Raw genomic sequence first — 23,746 nt, forward strand, 5'->3', positions numbered from 1 at the left:
CGAGGCGCGGCGTGGCGCGGATGCCGCGCTCCGCTGGCAATACGACCTGAGGGATTGACGCTCCCGCCCTGATCCTCGACCTTGTCCGGCGGTCCCGCGTGTTCCGCGGGTGCGAGGCCGGTAGCGGCCTGAAAGGGCGAGGATGGACAACAAAGGCGGTGGAATCCCCTGGACCAGCTTGGCCGTGCTGGTCGCTTTCATCACCAGCACCCAGCTGGTTCCTCATGCGTTTGACCAGTTGCGTCCGGCCGAGAAGGAGCGGGCGCAAGCCGTGACGGCGGCCGACCTGGAGGTGGAAGCGCGGCTTTGGGAAGACCCCTTTGTGGCCGTGCGCCGCCATGAGGCCGAACGGCTGGAGCGCTGCGACAAGCTCTACAAGGACCCGGCCAAGGCCACCGAGTGCAAACTCAAATCGGTCGCAGCCTTGCGCACGCCGCAGGAGTTGTCGCGCCGCCTGAGTGGCGATGACGAACCGGATTCCAGCGAAACCCTGGTTCTTGTGGCCTTGGTGCCCGGCAATGCCTTTGTTGGGGCCGAGGAGGGGCGGCGGCGCACGCGCTATGCCGTGCTGGCGGGCCTGCAGGCCAAAGGCTATGTGCCCGACAACGCCGAGCGCCTGGGCCTGCTGCAGCTGGACGAAGCCAAGCTCAGTCCCCAGGCTGCTGCCAGCAATGGCGTGCGTCCGGGCTTGCTGGTGCCCTATGAGCTGCTCTCGGCCAGCAGCTTGAGCGCGGCGGTGGCCCGGACTTCTCCGGCCCGGCCGGCTCAGGCGGCCTCAGATGTGGCCGACATCGCGCAGGCTTCGCGGTACAGCCAGGTGGCTGTGCTGTGGGTGGATGAGACCGCTTTGCCTTCGCGCAAGCTCGACAGCCTGGCCTTGATGCTGCATGCCCTTTTCGAGCCCTGGGCTGCTGGCAAGCGGGAGCCACCGCCACTGGCTGTGATTGGCCCGTCCACCACCGATGCCCTGCGGGTGGCATTGGCCGATCTGCGCAGCGCCGCCTGGCGGCTGGGGCCGGGGCCCGGTTCGCGCAGCCATTGTTCGGTTCCGCCCGGGCAGCGACCTCTGGCCCAGGCCCCGACTGCCTCCGAACCTTGGCTCGATGGTTACTGGCACCTGTCGCGGGCCTTGCTGCTGAGCCCGTTCTCCACCGCCAGTGACGCCATGCTCAGCGAACTCGACGGCAGCAGCCTCGAGGACTATGTGTCCTGGCGCTTTTGTCGCCTGCAGGGGGGGCGCCAGGACCCGCCGGTGCGGCTGATCCGCAAGATCGGCAGCGACAAGGAGCTGCTGGACCAGTTGACGGGCGAGCTGAGCTTGAGACTGTCGGCCACAGCACGCTCGCCGCAGCGTGTGGTCTTGATCGGCGAACGCGACTCGCTCTACGCCCAGGCCTTGGTGGGGCAACTGCGTGCACAGCTTTCGCAGAATCCGGCCCTTCATTTGGAGGAGCTGTACTTTTTCCGTGGCCTGGACGGTGTGACAACGCGCGACGTCGGTCGCGATGAGGCGCGCGGCGGATCCGGCAAAGCCGATGCGCAAGCACGCATTGAGTGGCCCGAAGCCCGCGATCAGCTGGACTACCTGCGTCGCCTGGCCCAGCAGTTGCAACGCAGCGAGTCCAAGGTCGGGGCCCTGCCCATCGGGGCCATCGGTCTGATGGCCAGTGACGTGCATGACAAGCTCCTGCTGCTGCAGGCTCTGCACGAGAGTTTCGCGGACAAGTTTTTTTTCACCACCGATATGGATGCACGCTTTCTGCATCCGCGTGTCCAGACCTTCACCCGCAATCTGCTGGTGGCATCCAGTCTGCCGCTGGAGTTTCCGCGCCTGTCGTCGCCGCGCTGCCAGGCGGTGGCCGATCGCGTTGGGCTGCCCGCGCCCGATCTGGCGGCCGGCAATCCACCCTGGCGCGATGTGTACCAATCGTCAGCCTATCTCGCAGCTCGCCATGCCGGATGTCGCAGCAAAGCCTGCCGGGCCGTGGAGGACTGTGCGGCTGAAGAGGCACTCGATCACCCCTCGCTCTACGAGGTGGGCCGCAGCGGCGCCATGGCTTTGAGTGGTTATGCCTTCGAGCGCCGCCCGCCCGGCAAAGCCTACGGTGTGCGGCTGGCGGCCGTGGCTTTGCCGGTGCTTTTGCTGTTGGGCCTGCTGGTCTGGCCGGGCACGCCGGTGCTGCGCAACATCCGGCGTCGCCGGGCAGCGGCGCGGCTGGAGCATCTGCCGGCTGGATTGGTGCCCTCCATTTCCTTGCCGGAACTGGGCTTCGTGGCCCTTTACTGCTGGCTGTTTTTCTTCGCCCTGGTCAGTCTGAGCGAGATGCTGTGGCCGGGCCATCTGCGCTTTGCGCCTGGCATGTTGGGCCTGAGCCTGGGCAGCACGCTGCTGGTGCTCTTGTCCTTGGCGCCCGAGCATCGTTTCGGCTTCGGATTTGGCAAGGGCCTCGGCGCAGAGGGCGTGCCGGCCACCATGGACCCGGGACTGCGTCGCACGCTGCGCGGGCTGTGTTGGGTGACCCTGGGCCTGGTCTGGGCCTATGTGCTGAGCGGCGTCGAGGCCCGCCGTTGCGACAGCTGTGAGCCCCTGGCCTGGTTGGAGGGGCTCAGCGCCTGGCCTTCGCACCTGCTCCATCTGCTGGCCCTGCTCGCGATTGTTGACACCCTGGATGCCACCTGGTCTCGCAGTGTTCAGGGCATGGCCGAAGACTGCGCCTGGCTGCATCTGCCCGAACAGACGCCCAAACGCGCCGGTGTCGCGGCCCGCCAGGGCGGTTTGCGCCTCATGCGCCGGATCTGGCAGCGGCATTTGAGCGTGGCCGGCTGGCATGCGGCGCCTGGGGGCAGCCTGGACTTTCGCATCCTCTGGCATCAGTACGGTCGGCGTGGCAGCCGGGTGCCTCGGGCTCTGCGCATCATGTTGGGTTTTGTGCTGACTCTGCTCGTGGTCCTGGGTTTGTTCTTTGGTTTCAGCGACGGCGTCGGTCCGGCCGTGCCCGTGCGAGGCGAGGATCACCGCGCCTTGATCCGTTTCACGCTCGATGCCATCCTGGTGCTGCTGCCGTTGCTGGTGGTGGCGGTGGGCGACGCCACCATGCTGGCCTGCCGATTCATTCGATTGCTCACGGCCGCGCGCACGATCTACCCGGCGAGCACGCTGGCGCATTTCGCCGCCAGCCTGGGCAGCGCGCATGAGGCACTGTGGCTGCGCGCCATCGCCGCCGACCCGGCCCAGCGCGCCGTGGCGCCACCCGAACTGCGCCGCCACAGCCTGCTGGACGACTGGATCGATGTGCAGATCGTCGTGCGGCGCAGCGGGCGCATCGGGCCCTTGGTGATGGGGCCCTTCGTGGTACTGGCGCTCTTGATCGTCGGGCGCAGTCGCTTGTTCGACAACTGGTCGCTGACCCTGCCGGTGGCCATGGCCGCCAGTGCCTACCTGCTGGGCCTGCTGGCCCTGGCCGTGCTGCTCAAGCAGGCGGCCGAACAGGCGCGCAGCCGGGCCTTGCGCCGCATGGAGGCCGATCTGCGCTGGCTGATGGGCGGCGATGAGGAGCAGCGCAGGCTGATCGAGCCCTTCAAGCGGCTGATGGCCTCGGTGCAGGAGGAGCGCGGCGGCGCGCTGGCGCCGATTTTTGAGCAGCCCTTGGTCAAGGCCCTCTTGGTGCCCTTGGGTGGGGCGGGCGGCGCCCAGCTGTTCGAGTATTTCCTGCTGGCGCGCTGACCCATAATCGTTGCGATCACCATGACCTTTGTATCCCCTCCATGCACATAGCCATCCTCACCGGCGGCGGCGATTGCCCCGGCCTCAATGCGGTGATCCGCGCCGTCAGCCTGGCCCTGATTCAGCAATGCGGGGCCCGGGTCAGCGGCGTGGAGCGCGGCTTCCTGGGCCTGATCGAGCAGCGCCTGCGGCCCCTGGCCCTGACCGATGTGCGGGACATCCTGGCCCAGGGCGGCACCATCCTCGGCACGCACAACCGCTGCGATCCTTTCCACTACTTTGCCGAGGGCGGGGTGGATGTCTCGGCGCGTGTGCTCGATTTCGTGCGGGCCCAAGGTATTGATGCCTTGGTCGCCATCGGCGGCGACGGCACCATGGCGATTGCCGAGCAATTCAGCCGTTTGGGCCTGCCCGTGGTGGGGGTGCCCAAGACCATCGACAACGACCTCTACCTGACCGAACGCAGCTTCGGTTTCGACAGCGCCGTGGCGGTGGTGTCCGAAGCCCTGGACCGCTTGGAAACCACGGCGCGCAGCCATGGCCGGGTCATGATTGCCGAAACCATGGGTCGGCATGCCGGCTGGATTGCGCTGGAAGGGGGATTGGCGGGTGGGGCGGATGCCATCCTGCTGCCCGAGTTGCCCTACCGGCTGGAGGCTGTGATCGAGCATTGCCGGCGCCGGACTGAGGGTGGCGGCCATGCATTGATTTGCGTGGCCGAAGGGGCGCATGCCCAGGCGCAAAGCCAGGTGGTGCGCGCACTGTTGAGCGATAGCCCTGACCCGGTGCGTCTGGGCGGCATTGGCGCGGTGCTGGCGCAGCAACTGCAGCAGGCATTGGGGGCGCGGGGCGAAGTTGAAGTGCGCTCTACCTTGCTGGGCCATGTGCAGCGTGGTGGCACACCCACGGCCTTCGATCGCGTGCTGGCCACACAGTTTGGCTGGGCCGCGGCCCAGCTGGTGCGCGAGGGCCGCTTCGGCCGCATGGTGGCCTTGCAAGGGGCAGAGTTCACCAGCGTGGCCCTGGCCGAGGTGGCGGGGCGCAACCGCCTCGTGCCCTTGGACCACCCCTTGCTGCAAGCAGCCCGGGGGCTGGGCATCTGCCTCGGTCAGTGAGGGGAGTCGACATCGACAGCAGCGCCTTCAGCGGCGCCGGTTCAAGAGGTGCTCGCACTCGGGCACATCGCAGTTGTCGCAGGCCCAGCGCCACTCGGGCAGGGCGTCCTGGCGGGCTTGTAGGCGGCTGAAGAGGCCCGTGGCCGGCAGGGGCGCGGTCTTTCGGGCCAGCAGCAAGGGCGTGATGGCATTGAGGGCAGCTTCCAGGCGCTGCGCGCCGCTGCCGGCCACCACCGACCAACCGAGGCCCGCGCCCATCAGCGCTCGCCGCACGGCCGCATCCACCGGCGCCCGCACATGGGCGCCGTCGCGCTGCAGACCGTCGGCCACCCAGGGCAGGTCCAGCGCGGTCAGCAAGGTGAGGGCGCAGCGGCGGTGGAAAGCCAGGCCGGTGTCCAGCAAGGAGTGGTCGTCAAACAGCAGTTCGCTGTAGACCGCCGTCATCAGCGGCGTGGTGTCGCAGAGCACCAGATCGGCGCTGAGCGCCAGGGCTTCGCAGCGGGTCGCCTGGGCGGCGGCAATGGCGGCCTGTTCTTCGGGGCGAGGTGTGCGGCCCGCTTGATCGCACCATTCGCGCAGCAGCTCGGGGGCCCAGGCACAGCGCAGGCCGGTGGCCTCGCTCAAGCGCTGCTGCAGGCTTTGGGCCAGGGTCGATTTGCCGGTGCTCTCCGCACCGACGATGGCGATCAGCAAGCCGGGCACGGCTGGGTCTGCCAGGTCTTCATCAAGCCAGTGCCTGGCGGGAACCGCCGCTCGCGTGGCTGTGCTTGAGCTGCTGCGCCCAGGCGCGCCAGCCGGCCACCGACATGGGGATGAAGACTGCGTAGAGCAGCACGGTCAGCCAATAGCCCTTGTAGGCGAACAAGGCGACGCTGACGCCGTTGACCAGCACCCAGACGCCCCAGTTTTCCTGGTACTTGCGCGCCAGCAGCCACTGGCCGAGCAGGCTGGCGACCGTGGGGAAGGCATCCCAGAAGGGCACGGGTGAATCGGTCTGCTGCTGCAGAAACAGGCCCAGCAGCGGCCAGGCCAGCAGGGTGGCAAGCAGCGAGGCCCACAGGCCCGTGGTGCTCAGGCGCCGCACGCGCAGGGCCTGGCCGTCATCGCCTTTGCCACGCAGCCATTGCCACCAGCCCCAAAGCGAGAGGCTCACAAACAGCAGCTGCAGGCTGGCTTCACCGTACAGCTTGCCGCTCCAGAACAGCAGGAAGTAAAGCAGCGAGCTGAGGATGGCCAGCGGCCAGGCCAGGGCGTGCACACGCATATTGCAGACCACCATCCACAAGGCCAGCACAAAGGCGATCAACTCGGTCCAGGTGATGGGGCTGCCCAGCAACTCAAAGGCCGGGGCAAACAGGGGTTGCAGTTGCAGCAGCAAAGCGTCCATGCGGAACGGCGTGTCCTCGAATCGGGGTGGATTTAGGGCAAGGTAGGGCAGGGCCGGGCTGTCAGCGCGGCGCTCAGCGGCGCACTTGCACGTAGATCTCGTCGGGCTTGATCATGCCGAGCTCGAAGCGCGCTTTCTCCTCGACCATCTCCAGGCCTTCGCGCAGGTCCCGCAGTTCCGCTTCCAGCTGCGCGTTGCGGGCGCGGGCCTGTTCATTGGCCTGCTGTGCCTGGGCCAGCTCGGCGCGCAGCTGCACGCCGCGAGGCAGGCTGCCCTTGCCCAGCCAGAGCTGGTACTGGATCAGCAGCAAGAAGGCCGCGAGGATGACGCCAAGTGTTTTCACGCGCGCAGTTTAGCCGAGCCGCGAAGCAATAAAAAACGCCGCAAGACCGGAGGGTCGGGCGGCGTTGGCAGATCAGGACCACTCAGGATCGAGTGGCGGCCCGCATCACTTCAGGTTGTAGAAGGCAGCGCGGCCGGGGTAGACGGCCACATCGCCCAGGTCTTCCTCGATGCGCAGCAGCTGGTTGTACTTGGCCATGCGGTCCGAGCGCGACAGCGAGCCGGTCTTGATCTGGCCGGCGTTCAGGCCGACGGCGATGTCGGAGATGGTCGAGTCTTCGGTTTCGCCCGAGCGGTGCGAGATCACGGCGGTGTAGCCGGCGCGCTTGGCCATCTCGATGGCGGCGAAAGTTTCGGTCAGGGTGCCGATCTGGTTGATCTTGATCAGGATCGAGTTGGCGATGCCCTTGTCGATGCCTTCCTTCAGGATCTTGGTGTTGGTGACGAAGAGATCGTCGCCCACCAGCTGCACCTTCTGGCCCAGCACTTCGGTGATGTGCTTCCAACCGTCCCAGTCGCCTTCGGCCATGCCGTCTTCGATCGAGATGATGGGGTACTTGTCCACCCAGGTGGCCAGCATGGAGGTCCATTCCTGGGCCGTCAGCTGGATGCCGCCTTCGCCTTCCAGCACATACTTGCCGTCCTTGTAGAACTCGCTGGCGGCGCAGTCCAGGCCCAGGGCGATCTGCTCACCGGCGGTGTAGCCGGCAGCGTCGATGGCTTGCAGGATCAGCTGGATGGCGGCTTCATGGCTTTCCACGCTGGGCGCGAAACCACCTTCGTCGCCCACGGCGGTGGAGATGCCCTTGTCGTGCAGGATCTTCTTCAGGGCGTGGAACACCTCGGCGCCCCAGCGCAGGGCTTCGCGGAAGCTCGGTGCACCCACGGGGATGATCATCAGCTCTTGCAGGTCGAGGCTGTTGTTGGCGTGCGCGCCGCCGTTGATGACGTTCATCATCGGCACCGGCAGCTGGTTGCCGCCCATGCCGCCGAAGTAACGGTACAGGGGCAGGCCCGATTCTTCGGCCGCAGCGCGGGCCACGGCCATGGACACGGCCAGCATGGCGTTGGCGCCCAGGCGGCTCTTGTTCTCGGTGCCGTCCAGGTCGATCAGGGTGCGGTCCAGGAAGGCTTGCTCGGAGGCATCCAGGCCCAGCACGGCCTCGGAGATTTCGGTGTTGATGTGCTCCACCGCCTTCAGAACGCCCTTGCCCAGATAACGGCTCTTGTCACCGTCACGCAGTTCGATCGCTTCGCGCGAGCCGGTCGATGCACCCGAAGGCACGGCGGCACGGCCCATCACGCCGGATTCCAGCAAGACATCGCATTCGACGGTCGGGTTGCCGCGGCTGTCCAGAATTTCGCGGCCGACGATATCAACAATGGCACTCATTCAAGCTCTCCAAAAGGTCAAAAATTCGGTTTCGGCGCGCATCTTGCCAGCTGGCAGTTACCGGCGCTGAACAATCGTGCGCGGGGGACGCCCGCCAAGGCGGGCGATCCAATTCAGGCCGAGAAGTCGCTCTCGAGCAGGGGCTGGCTCTTGACCACGCGGTCCAGGGCCACCAGTTGTTCCAGCAAGGCGCGCATGCGCTGCAGGGGCACGGCATTGGGGCCGTCCGACCAGGCCTCCGCCGGGCGCGGATGGGTTTCCATGAAGAGTCCCGCCACACCCGCAGCCACGCCGGCGCGGGCCAGCACCGGCACCATCTCGCGGGCGCCGCCGCTGCTGGTGCCCTGGCCACCGGGCTTCTGCACCGAGTGGGTCACATCAAACACCACCGGCGCGCCGGTTTTGCGCATCTCGGCCAGGCTGCTCATGTCGGCGACGAGGTTGTTGTAGCCAAAGCTCACGCCGCGTTCGCAGGCCAGGAAGCGGTCTTCCGACAGGCCGGCTTCGCGCGCGGCGTCGCGGGCCTTGTCGATGACGTTCTTCATGTCCCAAGGGGCCAGGAACTGGCCTTTCTTGATATTGACCGGCTTGCCCGACTTGGCCACCGCGCGGATGAAATCCGTCTGGCGGCAGAGGAAGGCCGGGGTCTGCAGCACGTCGACGACGCTGGCGACCTCGGCCACCTGCGATTCATCGTGCACATCGGTGATGATGGGCAGCTGCAGCTGGCGGCGCACTTCATCGAGGATCTTCAGGCCGGCATCGATGCCGACGCCGCGCTTGGTCGAACCCGAGGAGCGGTTGGCCTTGTCGAATGAGCCTTTGTAAATCAGCGGAATGCCCAGAGCCGTGCAGGCTTCCTTGAGCTGACCGGCCACGTCGAGCGACATCTCCAGGCCCTCGATCGAGCAGGTGCCGGCGATCAGGAAGAAAGGTCGGTCGATGCCGACCTCAAAACCGCAAAGCTTCATGGGCAGGATTCCTTCAGGCCTGTTTGTGGTTCAGTGCCGCCTTGATGAAGGCGGTGAACAGCGGGTGGCCGTCCCAGGGGGTGGACTTGAACTCGGGGTGGAATTGCACGCCGACATACCAGGGGTGCACCTCGCGCGGCAGTTCCACCATCTCGGTCAGCTTTTCACGCTGGGTGATGGCCGAGATCACCAGGCCGGCGTTCTGCAGCTTGTCCAGGTAATGGGTGTTGGCTTCGAAGCGGTGGCGGTGACGCTCGCTGACCACCGGGCCGTAGATGTCGAAGGCCAGGGTGCCGGCCTTGACGTCCGAGCTCTGCGCACCGAGGCGCATGGTGCCGCCGAGGTCGCTCTTCTCGTCACGCTTCTGGATCGAGCCGTCGGCGTCTTGCCACTCGTCGATCAGGGCGATCACCGGGTGCGGGGTCTCGGGTTCGAACTCGGTCGAGTTGGCGCCGGTCAGGCCCGCCATATTGCGGGCGTACTCGATGGTGGCGACCTGCATGCCCAGGCAGATGCCCAGGTAGGGCACTTTGTGTTCACGGGCGTACTGGGCGGCCAGGATCTTGCCTTCCACGCCGCGCTTGCCGAAGCCGCCGGGCACCAGGATGGCGTCGAACTGCTTCAGCTGCGAGATGTTCTCGGCGTTCAGCATTTCGGAGTCCACGTACTCGATATTGACGCGTGCGTGGTTGTGGATGCCGGCGTGGCGAAGGGCCTCGTTCAGCGACTTGTAGGAGTCGCTTAAGTCGGTGTACTTGCCGCACATGGCAATGGTCACGTCCTTGGCGGGGTTCTCGACCTCGCTGACCAGGGTATCCCAGCGCTTCAGGTCGGCCGACTTGGTGTTGAGCTGCAGCTTGGTGCAGATCAGCTGGTCCAGGCCCTGCTCGTGCAGCATGCGCGGCACTTTGTAGATGGTGTTGACGTCCCACATGGAGATCACACCGTACTCAGGCACATTGGTGAAGAGCGAAATCTTGCCGCGCTCGTCATCGGGGATGCGGCGGTCAGCGCGGCACAGCAGGGCGTCCGGCTGGATGCCGATTTCGCGCAGCTTCTGCACCGTGTGCTGAGTCGGCTTGGTCTTCAGCTCACCGGCCGCAGCGATCCAGGGCACATAGGTCAGGTGCACGAAGGCGACATTGTTCGGGCCTGCCTTCAGGCTCATCTGGCGCGCCGCTTCGAGGAAGGGCAGGGACTCGATGTCGCCGACCGTGCCGCCGATTTCCACAATGGCCACGTCGACTGCATCGGGCGTGCCGGCACCGGCGCCGCGGCGGACGAAGTCCTGGATTTCGTTGGTGATGTGCGGAATCACCTGCACCGTCTTGCCGAGGTAATCACCGCGGCGTTCCTTCTCCAGCACGGACATATAGATCTGTCCGGTGGTGAAGTTGTTGGCGCGCTTCATGCGCGTGGTGATGAAGCGCTCGTAGTGACCCAGATCCAAGTCCGTCTCGGCGCCGTCTTCGGTCACGAAGACTTCGCCATGCTGGAACGGGGACATCGTGCCCGGATCGACGTTGATGTACGGATCCAGTTTGATGAGGGTGACCTTGAGGCCGCGCGATTCGAGGATGGCAGCCAGTGAGGCCGATGCGATGCCCTTGCCGAGGGAGGACACCACACCGCCTGTGACGTAGACGTACTTGGTCATGTCGTGCAGCGTTCTCGTGAAAAACGCTGTGGTGGTAAAGCGCGATTATAGCGAGGCCCGACGGACCGCTCGGACACCGGCCCGGGAATCAGTCCGGGGACGGTGTGGAAAGCTGCATGGCCTCCAGCAACTGCAGCACGAGGGAGGCCGTGTCGTCAGGGCGCTCGAAAGGAAAGAGGTGGCTGCCCTCCATCCAGACGAAGTGGGGCCCGGCTAGGGCCTTGCTGGCGGCGGCGCCCGCCTGGCGCAGTTCCTCGGATTGGGTGCCCGCCACAAAGGCCACCGGGCAGCGCAGCGGATGCCGGCGCAGCAGGCTCGGCAGGTGATGGGGCAGGGTGTCGTAGATGCGGGTCTCGATCTCGCGGCGAAAGCGCAGGCGGCGGCGCCCATCCTGTTCTTCAAAACCACCGTCCACATAGTCCTGCAGCACCCGTGGGTCCCAGCGCGCGAATTTGTGCTTGCTGGCGAAGTGGCTCATCACCGCCTCGCGATCCGGCCATTCGTAGCGGCGCTGGCTGGACACCTTGCCCGGCGAGACCCGGTGGATCAGCCTTGTGGCCTTGGCCACCCGCACGCTCTGGGCACGCCAACCGCTGACCACCGGCGAGTCCAGCATCACCAGGCTTTGCACCAGTTCCGGCTGCTGGCAGGCGACCAGCAGGCTCAGCATGCCGCCCAGGGAATGGCCGACCAGGCTGACCGGCCCGCTGGGTTTCACCTCCGTGCGGATGAAATCGATCAGCTCGTCGCGCAGATGCGGCCAGTTGCTGCTGACCGGATAGGCCGGGTTGTGGCCGATCTGAGGCAAGGCATGGACCTGCCAGCCGGCGCGCCGCCAGGCCTCGAAATGCAGGCGGTAGCAGGCTGCACCAAAGCCGTTGGCGTGGGAGAAGACGAGAGTCCGGTTCATTCCTAGGAGCGCCGGGCGGCGGGGCTACTCGGCCTGGCTCAGCTTCTTGAGCCGGTAGACCAGGTCCAGCGCTTCGCGCGGCGTGAGCGTGTCGGGGTCCACATCATTGATGGCTTGGCTCAGTGTGCTTGTCGCTTGCGAGACAGGCGGCGGCTCGGGCGCGGCCGGCGGTGGCGCAAACAAGTCGATCTGCGCCTGGCCTTCGCCGGCTTTGGCCTCCAGGGCCTCCAGCGTGGCCCGTGCCTGGCGCACCAGGGAGGCGGGCATGCCGGCCAAACGTGCCACCTGCACGCCATAGCTGCGGCTGGCCGGGCCGGGCTGGATCTCGTGCAGGAAGACGATGTCGTCGCCGCTCTCGACCGCGCCGACGTGGCAGTTGATGGCCTGCGGGTGCTTGCTCGGGAACTCGGTCAGCTCGAAATAGTGGGTGGCAAAGAGCGTGAAGGCGCGGCTCTTGTCATGCAGATGGCTGGCGATGGCGCCGGCCAGGGCCAGGCCATCGAAGGTGGAGGTGCCGCGGCCGATCTCGTCCATCAGCACCAGGGACTGCTCGGTGGCACTGTGCAGAATCGCCGCGCCCTCGGTCATTTCCAGCATGAAGGTGGACTGGGCATTGGCCAGGTCGTCGGCCGCGCCGATGCGGGTGTGGATGGCATCCATGGGCCCCAGCCGGCAGGCGCTGGCCGGCACATAGCTGCCGATGGCCGCCAGCAGGCTGATCAAGGCCACCTGGCGCATGAAGGTGCTCTTGCCGCCCATATTCGGGCCGGTGATCACGGCCATGCGGGTGCGCGCATCGAGCCGGCAGTCGTTGGCCATGAACTCACCCGCGCCGGTTTCGCGTAGGCGCGATTCCACCACCGGGTGGCGGCCCTGGCTGATGTCGATGCAGGGCTGGTTGACGAACTCCGGCCGGCACCAGTTGAGCGTGGCGGCGCGCTCGGCCAGGGCCGCCAGGGCGTCCAGGCTGGCCAGGGCGCGGCCCAGGGCGGACAGCGGCTGCAGCGACTCGATCAGCCAGTCGATCAGCTGCTCGAACAGCAGCTTCTCTCGCGCAAGCGAGCGCTCTTGCGCCGACAGGGCTTTGTCCTCGAAAGCCTTGAGCTCGGGCGTGATGTAGCGCTCGGCGTTCTTCAAGGTCTGGCGGCGCTGGTAGTCGCTCGGCACCTTGTCCACCTGGCCCTGCGTCACCTCGATGTAGAAGCCATGGACTTTGTTGAACTGCACGCGCAGATTGGGGATGCCGGTGCGTGCACGCTCGCGGGTTTCCAGGTCCAGCAGGAAGGCGTCGCAGTTGTTCTGGATGGCGCGCAGCTCGTCCAGTTCAGCATCGAAGCCACTGGCGATCACGCCACCGTCTCGCACCAGAACGGCCGGCTCTTCGGCAATCGCGCGGTTCAGCATCTGCTCCAGCTCGGGAGAGGCGAGCAGGCCCTGGGCCAGCTGATCCAGCAGTTCGCTGCTACCGGGGGGCACGGTCTGCTGCAGCTCGGGCAGGATGTGCAGGGTGGCGCGCAGGCCGGCCAGCTCTCGCGGGCGCACCTGGCGCAAGGCGATGCGGGCGGCGATGCGCTCGACATCCGACACCTGGCGCAGCGCCTCGCGCAGGGGCTCGGGCCGGGCCTGCAGCAGGGCGGCGATGGCGCCATGGCGTGCCAGGGCCTCGGCGCGTTCGCGCTTGGGGTGCAGCAGCCAGTGGCGCAGGGCGCGGCTGCCCATGCCGGTGCGGCAGCTGTCCAGCAGGGAGAGCAGGGTGGGGCTGGTCTCGCCGCGCAGGGTCTGCGTCAGTTCCAGATTGCGCTGGGTGGCGGGTGGCAGGTCCAGCAGTTCGCTGCTGCGCTGCACGCTGAGCGCGCGCACATGGGCCAGGGCGCGGCCCTGGGTGTGTTCGGCATAGCTGAGCAGGGCCGCCGCGGCCGCTTGCGCCGCCGTCATCTGCTGGGCGTTGTAGCCGGCCAGGCTGGCCACGCCGAGCTGCTCGCAGAGCTTGCGGGCACCCAGGGCGGTGTCGAACTGCCAGCTCGGGCGGTTGGTGATGGGCGCGCGCGCGGCCAGTACGGCGGCGGGCTGGCGCTCGCGGTCCACCAGCACCTCGGCCGGGCTCAGGCGGGCCAGCCAGGAGGGCAGCTCACGCTCCGTGCATTCGGCCAGGCCCAGCTGACCCTGGGTCAGCGAGAGCCAGGCCAGGCCATGGGTCTTGCCTTGCTGAACGACCGAGAGCAGCACCGAGTCCTGCTTGTCGGCCAGCAGCTCGCTGTCGGTGACCGTGCCGGGCGTGACCACACGCACCACCTTGCGCTCCACCGGGCCTTTGGAGGTGGCCACATCGCCCACCTGTTCGGCAATCGCCACCGCCTCACCCAGTTTGATCAGCTTGGCCAGATAACTCTCCAGCGCATGGACCGGCACGCCGGCCATCACCACTGGCTCGCCAGCGCTCTGGCCGCGGGTGGTCAGGGTGATGTCGAGCAGCTGGTTGCACTTGCGGGCGTCGTCGAAGAAGACCTCGTAAAAGTCGCCCATGCGGAAGAACACCAGCTCCTCGGGGTGCTCGTGCTTGATGCGCAGGTACTGCGCCATCACCGGCGTGTGGGCAGAGAAATCCGGGGCGTGGCTCATGATCGGGATGCGGGCGTCGGTGATGCGGGCGTCAGAAATGAACAAAGCCCTCGGGCGGAGGGCTTTGTCGGTCAGGGGTGCTGAGACAGCTCAGCGCGCAGTTTAAGCGCCTTCGCCACCCAGTTCATCCTTGCGGATGCGCACCGCGGCGCGCTTCTTCGGTGCGGCGGCAGCGTCCGCGGCCACAACGCCCGCAGCGTCTGCGGTCTTCTTCTTGCCTGCGGCCTTGCCGTCTGCCGGCTTGGCATCGCCTTCGGCCTCTTCCGCCGTGATCACGCGGGTGTAGGGCGCCAGGATCTGCACCAACTGGCCGTAGATCTTGGGGCTGCCGGCCACCACTTCGCGCTGGTGCAGGAAGTCAGCTTCGCCGGTGAAGTTGCCGATCAGGCCGCCGGCTTCGGTGATGATCAGCGAGCCCGCGGCCACATCCCAGGGCTGCAGGCCGGTCTCAAAGAAGGCGTCGTAGTAGCCGGCGGCCACATAGCAGAGGTCCAGGGCGGCGGCGCCCGGGCGGCGCAGGCCGGCGCATTCGACCATCACCGCTTCGAACATCTTCATATAGCGCTTGAAGTTGTCGCCGCGGCGGAAGGGGAAGCCGGTGCCGATCAGGGCATCGCTCAAGCGGGTGCGCTTGGAGACGCGCAGGCGGCGGTCGTTCAGGAAGGCGCCACGGCCCTTGGTGGCGTAGAACAGGTCGTTGCGGGTCGGGTCGTAGACAACCGCCTGCTGCACCACGCCGCGGTGTGCCAGAGCGATCGACACGCAGTACATGGGCAGGCCGTGGATGAAGTTGGTGGTGCCGTCCAGGGGATCGATGATCCAGACGAATTCGGAATGCTTGGCGCCGTACTCGCGACCCGACTCTTCGGCGAGGATGCCGTGGTCAGGGTAGGCCTGGAGTAGGGTTTCGATGATGACTTTTTCTGCCGCTTGGTCCACCTCGGTCACGAAGTCATTGGGCGACTTGGTGTTGATCTTCAGGATATCGAGGTCCATCGAGGCGCGGTTGATGATGGCGCCAGCTGCGCGTGCCGCTTTGATGGCGACATTGAGCATGGGATGGAGTGAAGCTTGCTGCGACATGCGTGAAACCTTGCCTGAAGAAGGAGGGTTGAGGTGGACTGGCGAAGAAAAAGAGCGTCTCTAGTGCTGTGGCCGGTCTGAAACTGTTCGGTTTCAGGGCAGCGAGCCTAGGATAATCCCGCATTTTAACCGAGGCGCGGGTTTTGCCTAGCGATTCCTTGGCCGATCTTTCTCGATTCTGCCCGGCTGACCCCGGTGCCCCGCGTTGATATGACACGTTTTGTCTTGATTCAGACCAGCCACCCCGGCAATGTGGGCGCCACCGCCCGGGCCATGAAGGTGATGGGTTTTTCCGAGCTGGTGCTGGTGCGGCCGCGCTTTGCCGATGTGCTGAGCCAGGAAGAAACGGTGGCCATGGCCAGCGGCGCGGCCGACATCCTCACCCGGGCGCGCATCGTCGACAGCCTGGAAGAAGCGCTCGACGGCGTCACCTTTGCCTGCGCCACGGCCATGACGCCGCGCGACTTCGGCCCGCCGGTGCGCGAGCCGCGCGCCTTGTTCGCCGAGCTGGCGGCCTCCGAGCACAAACTGGGCCTGGTGTTCGGCTCCGAGCGCTACGGCATGAGCAATGAAGACGTGTACCGCTGCCACGCGGTGCTGTCGATTCCCACCCACCCGGACTACGGCTCTTTGAACCTGGCCCAGGCCGTGCAACTGCTGGCCTACGACTGGCGCCAGGCGCTGGGGGGCTTCAGCGTGGCCGCGCGCACGCCCGACCCGAATCTGGCCGATGCGCGCGCGGTGCAGGGCTTGCTCACGCATCTGCAGGCCTCGCTGGAGCAGATCGGCTTTCTGGACCCGGCCGCGCCCCGCAAGCTGATGCCGCGCCTGAACCAGCTCTTCAACCGCGCACAGCTGAGCACCGAGGAAGTCCACATCCTGCGCGGTATTGCGCGGGCCATGGTGGAGCCGTATCAACGTGACGCCTGACACCTGAGGCGCGCCGCTTGAAGCGCCGCTCCTGGCGCATCAGCCGCTCTTGAACGGGCTTTTGCTGCCGCCGCTAAACTGGCCGACCCCTGTTTCCTTTGACGCCCCATGTTCCAGCGCCTCCGCGAAGACATCGCCTGCATCCTTGAGCGCGACCCGGCTGCCCGGTCGACCTGGGAGGTGCTGACCTGTTATCCAGGCCTGCATGCGCTGTGGATGCATCGCCGCGCGCACTGGTGCTGGCGCCACGGCCTGCGCTGGACCGGGCGGTTCATCTCGCATCTGAGCCGCTTCCTGACCGGTATCGAGATCCACCCGGGCGCCACCATCGCCCGCCGTGTGTTCATCGACCACGGCATGGGCGTGGTGATCGGCGAGATGGCCGAGATCGGCGAAGGCTGCACGATTTACCAGGGCGTGACCTTGGGCGGCACCTCGCTGGTCAAGGGCGCCAAACGCCACCCGACGCTGGAGGCGGGTGTCATCGTTGGTGCCCATGCCTGCGTGCTGGGCGGCTTCACGGTGGGGGCGGGCGCGCGCATCGGTTCGGGCGCGGTGGTCACGCGCCCGGTGCCGGCCAATGCCACGGCGGTGGGCAACCCGGCCCGCATCATCGAAGCCAAGGCCGATGCCCGCCGCGAAGAGCAGGCGGCCAAGATGGGCTTCTCGGCCTACGGGGTCAGCCAGGGTGATGACCCGGTGGCGCAAGCCATGCGGGGCCTGATCGACAGCGCCGCCGGCCATGAGCATCAGATCGCCTTGCTGTGGCAGGCGGTGTGCAAGCTGTCGGCGGCAGCGCCGGCCCAGCTGGGCGATTGTGTGCCGGCGGGCGCGCGGCAATGCGAGGACTTCGACGCCGCGTCGCTGAACCAGCTGGTTAAGTGAAGGCCCTGAAATTCAGGGCTTGGGGCTGACGCTGCTCTGCCGGCTCAAGCCCGCTGGCGGATCGCCGTCTTGGGCCGGAAGGCCTTGCACTTCGCTTCGCGTGTTTCCAGATACGGCGCGCCGATCAGGTCCAGGCAGTAGGGCACGGCCGCAAAAATGCCGGGCACCAAGCTCTGGCCCTCGGCATCGCGCAGGCCTTCCAGCGTCTCGGCGATGGCTTTGGGCTGCCCCGGCAGATTGATGATCAAGGCCTGGCCGCGGATCACCGCCACCTGGCGCGAGAGGATGGCCGTGGGCACAAAGCGCAGGGAGACCTGGCGCATCTGCTCACCAAAGCCGGGCATTTCCTTGTCGGCCACGTCCAGCGTGGCTTCGGGCGTGACATCGCGCCGCGCCGGGCCGGTGCCGCCGGTGGTCAGCACCAGGTGGCAGCCTGTCTCGTCAACCAGTTCGCGCAGGGTTTGCGCAATCAAGGGCCGCTCGTCGGGGATCAGGCGCGGCACGAACTCGATCGGGTTGTGCAGGGCCTCGCTCAGCCAGCTCTGCAGGGCCGGCAGGCCCTTGTCTTCGTAGACGCCGCTGGATGCACGGTCACTGATGGAAACAATGCCGATGCGCACCGGCTCGGGTGTGGCCGGCAGGGGCGCCAGCGCGGTCTCGCTCATGCCTGCTCGTCCTCGTCCGCGTCTTCTGCCGATTCGCCTTCGGTCGCCGGGTTGACGCGCAGGCGTTCGGTCTTGATGAACTGGAACAGCTCCCGGAAGGCGCGGCCGCTGCGCTTCTCGGGCTCGTTGGCGGCGTCCTTGCGGGCGGCGCGCACGAGGCTGCGCAGCTGCTGCACATCGATGCCGGCATGCTCGGCGATGAAGCTCTGCAGCGCGTTGTCGTCGGCCAGCAGGCGCTCACGCCAGGCTTCGCTCTCGTGCAGGGCGAGGCTGTCCTTGGCATGGCCCAGCTTGTAGGCAGCCACGGCCTGGCGGATGGGCTCGGGGTCGACACGGCGCATCAGTTTGCCGATGTACTGCATCTGGCGGCGGCGGCCTTCGTGCGAGGTGATCTTCTTGGCCATGCGCAGGGCATCGAGCAGGATCTCCGGCAGGGTCAGCGGCTCGAGGCGGCTGGCTGGCAGGGTCAGCAGGTCTTCGCCCAGGCTCTGCAGGACGTGGCTTTCGCGCTTGAGCTGGCTTTTGCTGGGGCGGTCGAAATCGTCGTCTTCGTCGTGCAGATCTTCTTGTGTTCTCATGATGCGGCGTCGGGATAGGGGAGAAGGCAATGGGCGCATGGGCCCGGCCCCGGCAGCAGGGCGCTGCGACTCGTATGATTGTCCCCCAGTTCTGAATCTCCGCGCGTGCGCCTGTGTGCGCCGCGCGCGGTGTCCGGGCCGGGGCGCTTGGCGCTCGGGCCCTTTTCTCTCACGTTTGCGCGCCCTCCATGACCTCTACATCCAAGCCTGTCTCCTCGTCTGCCATGTCTGCATCGTCCGCGAATGGCAGTGGATTTGCCTACAAGGTGGAGCATTTCCAGCAGTTGATCGAGGATGTGCTGGCCGAGGCCAAGCGCCTCGGCGCCAGCGACGCCGGCGCCGAGGTGTCCGAGGGCTGCGGCCTGTCGGTGTCCACCCGCCTGGGCCAGTTGGAGAACGTCGAGCGCAACCGCGACAAGTCGCTGGGCATCTCGGTCTACCTGGGCCAGCGCCGCGGCAATGCCAGCACCTCGGATTTCTCGCCCAAGGCCCTGCAAGACACGGTGCGCGCGGCGTTTGACATCGCCCGCTTCACGGCCGAGGACCCGGTGGCCGGTCTGCCCGACGAGCAAGACCTGTCCCTGGATGCGGCCAGCCGCCCGGACCTGGACCTGTTCCACCCCTGGGCCATCGACGCTCAGGCCGCCGCGGCCATCGCCCTGCGCTGTGAAGAGGCGGCTTTTGCCACCGACAAGCGCATCGCCAACAGCGAGGGCGCGGCCGTGTCGGCGCAGCAGTCGCATTTCTACATGGGCAACAGCCGCGGCTTTCGCGGTGGTTATGCCAGCTCGCGTCACTCGATCTCCGTGGCGCCGATTGCGGGCCGTGGCGCTCAGATGCAGCGCGACGCCTGGTACAGCTCGATGCGCGATGCGCAGGAGCTGGCGGCGCCCGAGGCCATTGGCCGTTATGCCGCCGAGCGGGCGCTGTCGCGCCTGAAGGCGCGTAAGGTCGGCACGGCCGAGGTGCCGGTCTTGTTCGAGAACACGGCTGCAGCCGGCTTGCTGGGTGCCCTGGTGCAGGCGGTCAGCGGGGGGGCGCTGTACCGCCGTGCCAGCTTCCTGCTCGACAGCCTGGGCCAGAGCGTGCTGGCCTCGCACATCGACATCCATGAAGACCCGCACGAGCGCAAAGGCAAGGCCAGCTCGCCTTTCGATGACGAAGGCGTCACCACCCGCGCGCGCAGCGTGGTCGAGGCCGGTGTGCTGCAGGGTTACTTCCTCTCCACCTATTCCGCGCGCAAGCTGGGCATGCGCACCACCGGCCATGCCGGCGGCTCGCACAATCTGAGCATGAGCAGCCGCCTGACGGCCCCTGGCGATGATTTGCGCACCATGCTGCGCCGCCTCGGCACCGGCCTTTTTGTGACTGAGTTGATGGGGCAGGGCGTCAACTCGGTGACCGGTGACTATTCACGTGGTGCCAGCGGCTACTGGGTGGAGAACGGCGAGATCGCCTTCCCCGTCCATGAGGTGACCATTGCCGGCAATCTGAAGTCCATGTTCCAGGACATCGTCGGGCTCGGTACCGATCGCTACACCCTGGGCGGCAAGACGGTTGGCTCCATGCTGATCTCGCGCATGAAACTGGCCGGCAGCTGAGCATCGCCTGACGCCCCGCTGACGCCTCGCGCAGGGGTTTCTCCGGTGAAGGAGGCGAGGAGCTCGCCTCCTAGAATCAGCTCGCTACTTGAAGCACCATTTCACCAGGAGACAAGAGATGACGCGTCGTACCTTCATTCGTGGCGCCGGGCTTGCGGGCGTTTTGGCCGCAGGTTCCGCTCCGGCCATTGTTCACGCCCAGACCACCTTGCGCTGGCGCTTGGCCTCCAGCTTTCCCAAGTCCTTGGACACCATTTTTGGCGCGGCCGATGTGTTCGCCAAAAAGGTCGGCGAAATGACCGGGGGCAAGTTCCAGATCTCCGTGCATGCCGGCGGCGAGCTGATGCCTCCTTTTGGTGTGGTGGATGCGGTCAAGGAGGGGACAGTCGAGATCGCGCACACGGCGCCCTATTACTTCCATGGCAAGGATGAAGTCTTCGCCTTGGGCTGCGCCATCCCTTTTGGCCTGAACAGCCGCCAGATGACCGCCTGGATGGTTGAGGGCAACGGCCTCAAGCTGATGCGCGAGTTCTACCGCGGCTACAACATCATCAACTTCCCGGGCGGCAACACCGGTGCGCAGATGGGCGGCTGGTATCGCAAGGAGGTGAAGAGCCTGGCCGATATCAAGGGCATGAAGATGCGCATTGGTGGTTTTGCCGGTCGCGTGCTGGAACGCATGGGCGGCGTGCCGCAGAACATCCCGGGCGGTGAGATCTATCAGTCTCTGGAAAAAGGCACCATCGATGCGGCCGAGTGGGTGGGGCCTTACGACGATCAGAAATTGGGCTTCAACAAAGTGGCGCCCAACTACTACTACCCGGGCTGGTGGGAAGGCGGCCCGCAGCTGGACTTCTATATCAACACCAAGTCGTTCGATGCCCTGAATCCCGAGTACAAGGCCATCGTGGAATGCGCAGCGGCGGTCGCCCATGTGGATATGCAAGCCAAGTACGACGCCAAGAACCCGGGCGCCCTGCGCGAACTGGTCAAGGGTGGCACCAAGCTGTTCCGTTTCCCCAAGGATGTGATGGATGCGGCGTTCAAGGAGTCCATGGCCATTTACGCCGAACTGGGCAGCAAGAACGCGAACTGGAAAAAGGTCTACGAGGACTATTCCAACTTCCGCCGCGAACAGAATCTCTGGTTCCGCTTTGCTGAAGCTGGGTTTGACGACTTCATGCAATCGCAGAAGCTCTAAGCCTCGAGTCGCTCAGACAAAACAAAACCCGGCCAAGGCCGGGTTTTTTTATGGGCGCGATGCGCGTGAATTGATCGTCAGGGCTTGCGGCTGGCTTCTGCTGCGGCCTCCAGCGGGTCGATGGGGCCCGCCGACGCTTTGCCGGCACCAGAGGAGGCTGCAGGGGCTGCCGAGGAGGCTGCTGAAGCCGGTTCGTCAGCGGGGCCAAAGAGCTTGTTGGCGTCCATCTCGATGGCATTGCCGGATTCGCTTTGTGGTTGGGCTTCGATCACCACATTGGCGTTGTCCGTGCTGCTGGCCGCCTGGCCCATGCCACCCGAGACCAGGTTGGGGAAGGCGATGATCAGACCCACCATGACGATCTGGATCAGCACGAAGGGCACGGCGCCCCAGTAGATCTGGCCGGTGGTGACTGGTGCAATGCGGCGCTGGGTCAGCTTGTCGATGTACTCGGTCAATGGGGCCACGCTGCGCAGATAGAACAGGGCGAAACCAAAGGGCGGGTGCATGAAGGAAGTCTGCATATTGACGCCCAACAGCACGCCGAACCAGATCAGGTCGATGCCCAGCTTTTCGGCCACTGGGCCGAGCAGGGGCACAACAATGAAGGACAGCTCGAAGAAGTCCAGGAAGAAGGCCAGCACGAAGATCAGCACGTTGACGAAGATCAGGAATCCGATCTGGCCCCCGGGCAGTGCGCTGAGCAAATGCTCCACCCATTTGGGGCCGTCCACGCCTTGGAAACTCAGGCTGAAGATGGTGGAGCCCACCAGAATGAAGACCACAAAGCAGGACAGCTTGGTGGTGCTGGTCAGGGCTTGGCGCAAGAGGCCAGACGACATGCGGCCCCGCATGGCGGCCATCAACAGAGCACCCATGGCGCCCATGGCACCGCCTTCGGTGGGCGTGGCGATGCCGAGGAAGATGGTGCCCAGCACCAGAAAAATCAGCGCCAGTGGTGGGATCAACACAAAGGTGACGCGCTCGGCCATGCGCGAAAGCAGGTTCAGTCGCAATGCCTTGTTGAGCACTGAAGCGATGAAAGCCACACCCACACCGACCGACATGGCCACGACGATGGTCTCATCCGTGGCCACGCTGGCCACCGCCTCGCCCTTGAAGTACTCGGTCACCTCCCGGTAGTGCTGGCCGAACAGAACGGCCAAGCCGGTCGAGACCGTGGCCAGCACGGCCAGTGAGCGCAGACCGCTTTGGCCGTTGTCCTCGCGGATGGAGCGCGCCTCCAGAGGCAGGGCTGGCACCCAGTGCGGCTTGAACACAGCCAGCCCGACGATGTAGAGGGTGTACAGCCCGGTCAGGATGAAGCCCGGCAGAAATGCACCCTTGTACATATCGCCCACGCTCTTGCCCAACTGGTCGGCCAGGATGATGAGCACCAGCGAGGGCGGAATGATTTGCGCCAGCGTGCCGGATGCGGCAATCACGCCCGAAGCCACGCGCCGGTCATAGCCGTAGCGCAGCATGATGGGCAGGGAAATCAGACCCATCGAGATCACCGAAGCCGCCACCACCCCAGTGGTGGCCGCCAGCAGGGCGCCCACGAAGATTACTGCGAACGCCAGGCCGCCACGGATGGGGCCGAAGAGTTGGCCGATGGTGTCCAGCAGGTCCTCGGCCATGCCCGAGCGCTCCAGGATCAATCCCATCAAGGTAAAGAAGGGAATGGCCAGCAACGTGTCGTTCTTCATGATGCCGAAGATGCGCAAGGGCAGGGCCTGCATCAGGGAGGCGGGCAGCACGTTCAGCTCGATGCCGACAAAACCGAAGAAGAGGCCGCAGGCACCGAGGCTGAAGGCCACCGGAAAGCCCATGAGCAGGAACACGATGAGCCCCGCGAACATGATCGGGGCCAGGTTGTTGGCGATGAATTCCATGGTGGGCGCTTCCTCAGGCCTTCTTGTGGTCGTGGGGGGCTTGCAGCGCTTCTTGCTGCCTTTCGGCAGCCAAGCGGATGGCCTCGGCCAACTCTTCCTCCGGGCTGCGCTGCTGCACCTTGATGCCGGGGTCGGGTGCCAGGCCTTGCAGGAAGGCCAGGCGCTTGATCAGCTCACTCAGGCCCTGCAGCAGCAAGAGGCTGAATCCCAAGGGGATCAAGGCGTAGACAGGCCAGACGATCAGGCCACCTGCGTTGGATGAAATCTCTCCCGAGCGCCAGGCCTGCAGAAAGAAAGGCGTGCCCAGCCACAGCACAGTCACGCACATGGGCATCAGGAAGGCCAGCAGGCCGAAGACATCAATCCAGGTTTGCACGCGCCTGGAGAAGCGGCCGACCACCACGTCAATCCGCACATGCTCGTTGTTGAGCAGGGTGTAACCAGCGGCCAGCAAAAAGGACGCGGCGAACAGATACCACTGCAGTTCCAGGAATGCGTTCGAGCTGTAGTTGAAGACCTTGCGGATGATGGCGTTGACCGCACTGATGACCGTGGATGCCAGCACCAGCCAGATGACCCAGCGGCCGATGAAACGGCTCAGGCCGTCAATCAGGCCTGAGACTTTGAGGAGGGAATTCAAGGTGGTCTCCAATGCATTTTCTGGTGCAGACGGCCCGCAAGGGCTTGCGCAGGGTTGCCGGCCTGGCCAGCCCCGCGTGGCAAGCCTGCACTGTAAGAGCTGACACCCAGGCTTGGAGCCTTTGTGAGGCCTGTCCTAGGGCAAGTCCTA

The 23,746-nt window shown here is 65.9% G+C and carries 19 protein-coding genes; 6 read left to right on the top strand and 13 right to left on the bottom strand.

The window, feature by feature from the left end; genetic code table 11:
* Positions 1–142 precede the first annotated feature (142 nt).
* Together C1O66_RS22785 and C1O66_RS22790 are read left to right on the top strand one after the other, a co-directional pair.
* Entirely contained in the window at positions 143–3,724 is a 3,582-nt protein-coding gene (locus C1O66_RS22785) for a hypothetical protein (RefSeq protein WP_102770280.1), read from the top strand.
* A gap of 41 nt (positions 3,725–3,765) precedes the next feature.
* The gene (locus tag C1O66_RS22790) at positions 3,766–4,839 is read left to right on the top strand and encodes a 6-phosphofructokinase (protein ID WP_102770281.1); all 1,074 of its coding nucleotides are present in this window, start codon (positions 3,766–3,768) and stop codon (positions 4,837–4,839) included.
* A 27-nt stretch (positions 4,840–4,866) separates the two neighbouring features.
* Here the strand turns inward: C1O66_RS22790 and C1O66_RS22795 are convergent, their stop codons facing one another.
* From C1O66_RS22795 to C1O66_RS22835, 9 genes are all read right to left on the bottom strand, one after another.
* Positions 4,867–5,541 carry an AAA family ATPase gene (locus C1O66_RS22795; RefSeq protein ID WP_102770282.1) on the bottom strand — a complete coding sequence of 225 codons (675 nt, stop codon included), beginning with the start codon at positions 5,539–5,541 and terminating at the stop codon, positions 4,867–4,869.
* A gap of 22 nt (positions 5,542–5,563) precedes the next feature.
* Entirely contained in the window at positions 5,564–6,226 is a 663-nt protein-coding gene (gene pnuC / locus C1O66_RS22800; RefSeq protein ID WP_102770283.1) for a nicotinamide riboside transporter PnuC, read from the bottom strand.
* A 73-nt stretch (positions 6,227–6,299) separates the two neighbouring features.
* A complete protein-coding gene (ftsB, locus tag C1O66_RS22805; protein ID WP_102770284.1) occupies positions 6,300–6,569 on the bottom strand; it encodes a cell division protein FtsB in 270 nt (89 codons plus the stop codon).
* Positions 6,570–6,674: 105 nt separating this feature from the next.
* Complete coding sequence (gene eno / locus C1O66_RS22810) at positions 6,675–7,961, bottom strand: phosphopyruvate hydratase (protein WP_102770285.1); 1,287 nt, start codon at positions 7,959–7,961, stop codon at positions 6,675–6,677.
* Positions 7,962–8,074: 113 nt separating this feature from the next.
* Positions 8,075–8,932: a 3-deoxy-8-phosphooctulonate synthase gene (kdsA, locus tag C1O66_RS22815; protein WP_102770286.1), complete on the bottom strand. Its 858-nt coding sequence runs from the start codon at positions 8,930–8,932 to the stop codon at positions 8,075–8,077.
* A gap of 13 nt (positions 8,933–8,945) precedes the next feature.
* Positions 8,946–10,589: a CTP synthase gene (locus tag C1O66_RS22820; RefSeq protein WP_102770287.1), complete on the bottom strand. Its 1,644-nt coding sequence runs from the start codon at positions 10,587–10,589 to the stop codon at positions 8,946–8,948.
* Positions 10,590–10,677: 88 nt separating this feature from the next.
* Positions 10,678–11,499, bottom strand: coding sequence for an alpha/beta fold hydrolase (locus C1O66_RS22825; protein ID WP_102770288.1), 822 nt, complete (start codon positions 11,497–11,499; stop codon positions 10,678–10,680).
* A 24-nt stretch (positions 11,500–11,523) separates the two neighbouring features.
* Positions 11,524–14,118 (bottom strand): DNA mismatch repair protein MutS, encoded by a 2,595-nt coding sequence (gene mutS / locus C1O66_RS22830; RefSeq protein ID WP_102770452.1) that lies wholly within the window; start codon positions 14,116–14,118, stop codon positions 11,524–11,526.
* A gap of 102 nt (positions 14,119–14,220) precedes the next feature.
* Positions 14,221–15,201 (bottom strand): inositol monophosphatase family protein, encoded by a 981-nt coding sequence (locus C1O66_RS22835; protein ID WP_102770289.1) that lies wholly within the window; start codon positions 15,199–15,201, stop codon positions 14,221–14,223.
* 210 nt (positions 15,202–15,411) lie between these two features.
* Between C1O66_RS22835 and C1O66_RS22840 the strand changes: the two genes are divergently transcribed.
* Positions 15,412–16,131: an RNA methyltransferase gene (locus C1O66_RS22840; protein ID WP_102770290.1), complete on the top strand. Its 720-nt coding sequence runs from the start codon at positions 15,412–15,414 to the stop codon at positions 16,129–16,131.
* A gap of 108 nt (positions 16,132–16,239) precedes the next feature.
* Positions 16,240–17,016: a serine O-acetyltransferase gene (gene cysE, locus C1O66_RS22845; RefSeq protein ID WP_102770291.1), complete on the top strand. Its 777-nt coding sequence runs from the start codon at positions 16,240–16,242 to the stop codon at positions 17,014–17,016.
* Positions 17,017–17,060: 44 nt separating this feature from the next.
* On the opposite strand, the gene mog is transcribed toward cysE, so the two are convergent.
* Both mog and yjgA read right to left on the bottom strand, forming a co-directional pair.
* Positions 17,061–17,681 (bottom strand): molybdopterin adenylyltransferase, encoded by a 621-nt coding sequence (gene mog / locus C1O66_RS22850; RefSeq protein ID WP_102770292.1) that lies wholly within the window; start codon positions 17,679–17,681, stop codon positions 17,061–17,063.
* The gene (gene yjgA, locus C1O66_RS22855) at positions 17,678–18,259 is read right to left on the bottom strand and encodes a ribosome biogenesis factor YjgA (protein ID WP_102770293.1); all 582 of its coding nucleotides are present in this window, start codon (positions 18,257–18,259) and stop codon (positions 17,678–17,680) included. The genes mog and yjgA overlap by 4 nt, the downstream gene beginning before the upstream one ends.
* A gap of 224 nt (positions 18,260–18,483) precedes the next feature.
* Here yjgA and pmbA point away from each other — a divergent pair, with 224 nt between their 5' ends.
* Together pmbA and C1O66_RS22865 are read left to right on the top strand one after the other, a co-directional pair.
* A complete protein-coding gene (pmbA, locus tag C1O66_RS22860) occupies positions 18,484–19,860 on the top strand; it encodes a metalloprotease PmbA (RefSeq protein ID WP_102770294.1) in 1,377 nt (458 codons plus the stop codon).
* Positions 19,861–19,978: 118 nt separating this feature from the next.
* Entirely contained in the window at positions 19,979–21,061 is a 1,083-nt protein-coding gene (locus C1O66_RS22865) for a TRAP transporter substrate-binding protein (protein WP_102770295.1), read from the top strand.
* Positions 21,062–21,138: 77 nt separating this feature from the next.
* Here C1O66_RS22865 and C1O66_RS22870 read toward each other — a convergent pair whose 3' ends face one another.
* Both C1O66_RS22870 and C1O66_RS22875 read right to left on the bottom strand, forming a co-directional pair.
* Entirely contained in the window at positions 21,139–22,956 is a 1,818-nt protein-coding gene (locus C1O66_RS22870) for a TRAP transporter large permease (protein ID WP_102770296.1), read from the bottom strand.
* 13 nt (positions 22,957–22,969) lie between these two features.
* A complete protein-coding gene (locus C1O66_RS22875; RefSeq protein ID WP_102770453.1) occupies positions 22,970–23,596 on the bottom strand; it encodes a TRAP transporter small permease subunit in 627 nt (208 codons plus the stop codon).
* Positions 23,597–23,746 lie beyond the last annotated feature (150 nt).

It is taken from the genome of Paucibacter aquatile (assembly GCF_002885975.1).
GTDB lineage: Bacteria > Pseudomonadota > Gammaproteobacteria > Burkholderiales > Burkholderiaceae_C > Paucibacter_A > Paucibacter_A aquatilis.